Below are 2,856 nucleotides of genomic sequence, written 5' to 3' on the forward strand. Positions count from 1 at the left end.
ACCTGCCCGCCTACATGATCCCGGCGGCGGTGATGGAGGTGGCGGCGCTACCACTGACGGTCAACGGCAAACTCGACACCCGCGCCCTACCGGCACCGGAGTACACCGCGGGCGGATATCGCGCCCCGAGCGCCCCCGTCGAGGAAATCCTCACCACCATCTACGCCCATACACTCGGACTCGACCGCGTCGGGGTCGACGACTCCTTCTTCGACCTCGGGGGAGATTCACTGTCGGCGATGCGCCTGATCGCCGCGATCAACACCACCCTCGACACCGACCTCTCCGTCCGCACCGTCTTCGACACACCCACCGTCGCCCGGCTGGCATCCACTATCGGTGATGCGGGAACGAGCCGACTCCCACGCCTCACACCCGTCGAACGACCCGACGCGATCCCGCTGTCGTATGCCCAGCAACGGTTGTGGTTCATCGAGCAACTCCAAGGCCCCTCCCCGGTCTACAACATGCCGATCGCATTCCGGATCAACGGACCACTGGATACCGACGCACTCGACGCCGCCCTCGATGATGTCTTGGCCCGCCACGAATCACTCCGCACCATCTTCCCCTCCACCGACGGCGTGCCCTCCCAACAAGTGCTGCCCGCCCGGCCAGGGATGTGGCGACGCGACGGCGCGGCAGTCGCGTCGCTGCCCGAACAAGACCTGACCGGCGCCCTGGCAGAACTGGCCGCGCACCGGTTCGATCTGTCGACCGAGATCCCCATCCGCGCCCAGATCTACTCGGTGGGACCCGAACAGTACATCGTCGCAATCGTGTTGCACCACATCGCTTTCGACGGATGGTCACCAATCCCCATGGCCCGCGACGTGAGCGACGCGTACCGAGCGCGCCGACACGGGCGCGCACCGGGATGGGCGCCGTTGGCGGTGCAGTACGTGGACTACGCACTCTGGCAACGCACCCAACTCGGCGAGCTGCATGACCCCCACAGTCGTATCGCCGTCGAGTTGGAGTACTGGGAACACACCCTCGCCGGGATGCCCGAACACCTCGACCTCCCCACCGATCGACCCTACCCCCCAACCACCGACCAGCACGGCGACAGCGTCACCATCGACTGGCCCGCCGAACTGCAGCAGCAGATCGCCGAGGTCGCGCGCGAACACAACGCCACCAGTTTCATGGTCGTCCAGGCCGCCTTGTCGATCCTGTTGTCGAAGATCAGCGCCAACCGCGACGTGGCGGTCGGATTCGCCGTCGCAGGCCGCGACGATCCCGCTCTCGATGAGCTGGTCGGGTTCTTCGTCAACACCTTGGTCCTGCGGGTCGATCTGACCGGGGATCGCACCTTCACCGACGTGTTGACCCAGGTTCGCACCCGCAGTCTCGAAGCGTTCGACCACCAGCATGTGCCCTTCGAAGTGCTGGTCGAACGACTCAACCCGGCCCGATCACTCACACATCACCCCTTGATCCAAGTACTGCTGGCGTGGCAGAACTTCGCCGGAAACAACGACCCCGCAGCCGGTTTGGCGCTCGAAGACCTCGACGTCACCTCGCTCCCACTGGACACCCACAGCGCCCGCACGGACATCGCGCTTTCCCTCGGCGAACGCTTCACCGACACCGGCCAACCCGCCGGACTCGGTGGCGCAGTCGAATTCCGCACCGACATCTTCGACACCACCACCATCGACACACTCATCCAGCGGTTGGAACGAGTACTGGCGGCGATCACGACAGCCCCCGACCAACCCCTGTCATCGGTGGACCTGCTCGACGAATCCGAACACACCCGCATAGACAAGTTCGGCAACCGCGCTGTATTGCACACGGGCCGACCATCATCACCATCGGTTCCGGCATTGTTCGCGGCCCAAGTGGCCCGCACGCCGGATGCAGCGGCGCTGACCTGCGGTGATCGTTCATACAGTTACCGGCAGCTGGAACAAGGAGCGAATAGGTTGGCACACCTGCTGACCGACCGCGGTGTGGGACCCGGACGCGTGGTCGGGCTGCTGATGCACCGCTCGGCGGAGGCGATCACCGCGATAGCGGCAATACTCGAAACCGGGGCCGCCTACCTACCCATCGACCCCGAACACCCCAGGGCACGAATCGAATTCATGCTCGCCGACGCCACACCGGTAGCGATCATCACCACCGCCGACCTCGCCGGACGGCTGAACGGGTTCGATATACCGATCATCGACGCCGACGACCCCACACTCGACAACCAACCCAGCACCCCACTCCCCGCACCCAGCCCTGACAACATCGCCTATTTCATCTACACCTCCGGCACCACCGGAACCCCGAAAGGCGTGGCAGCCACCCACCACAACGTCACCCAATTACTGGTGTCCCTCGACACCGGCGCCCCTGTGTCGGAACAGGTGTGGGCGCAATGTCATTCGCTCGCCTTCGATGTCTCGGTGTGGGAAATCTGGGCCCCGTTGCTCCACGGCGGACGACTTGTCGTGATCCCCGACTCGATCACCCGCTCCCCCACCGACTTTCATGACGTGCTTGCTGCCGAACGCGTCACCGTGCTCACTCAAACCCCCACCGCCGCAGCAATGCTGAGACCACAAGGCTTGGAATCGGTCACCTTGATACTCGGCGGCGAATTCTGCCCCGCCCAAGTAATAGACCAGTGGGCACCCGCACACGCAGTCATCAACGGCTACGGACCCACCGAAACCACCATGTGCGTCACCCTCACCGCGCCCTTGACACGCGGATCGGCGGCACCACCGATCGGGGCACCGGTGCCCGCAGCAGCACTGTTCGTGCTGGATGAACGGCTCCGGCCGGTACCGATCGGAGTGCCCGGTGAACTCTACGTCGCGGGCGCCGGAGTCAGCCCCGGATATTGGCGTCGCACCA

General features: G+C 64.8%; 1 protein-coding gene. It reads left to right on the plus strand.

Going from position 1 to position 2,856, the window contains the following annotated elements:
- On the plus strand, positions 1-2,856 hold a 2,856-nt coding region (locus NK1_RS33090), incomplete at both ends, for a condensation domain-containing protein (RefSeq protein WP_157104568.1).

Source organism: Nocardia kruczakiae NBRC 101016, assembly GCF_001612965.1.
Taxonomy (GTDB): domain Bacteria; phylum Actinomycetota; class Actinomycetes; order Mycobacteriales; family Mycobacteriaceae; genus Nocardia; species Nocardia kruczakiae.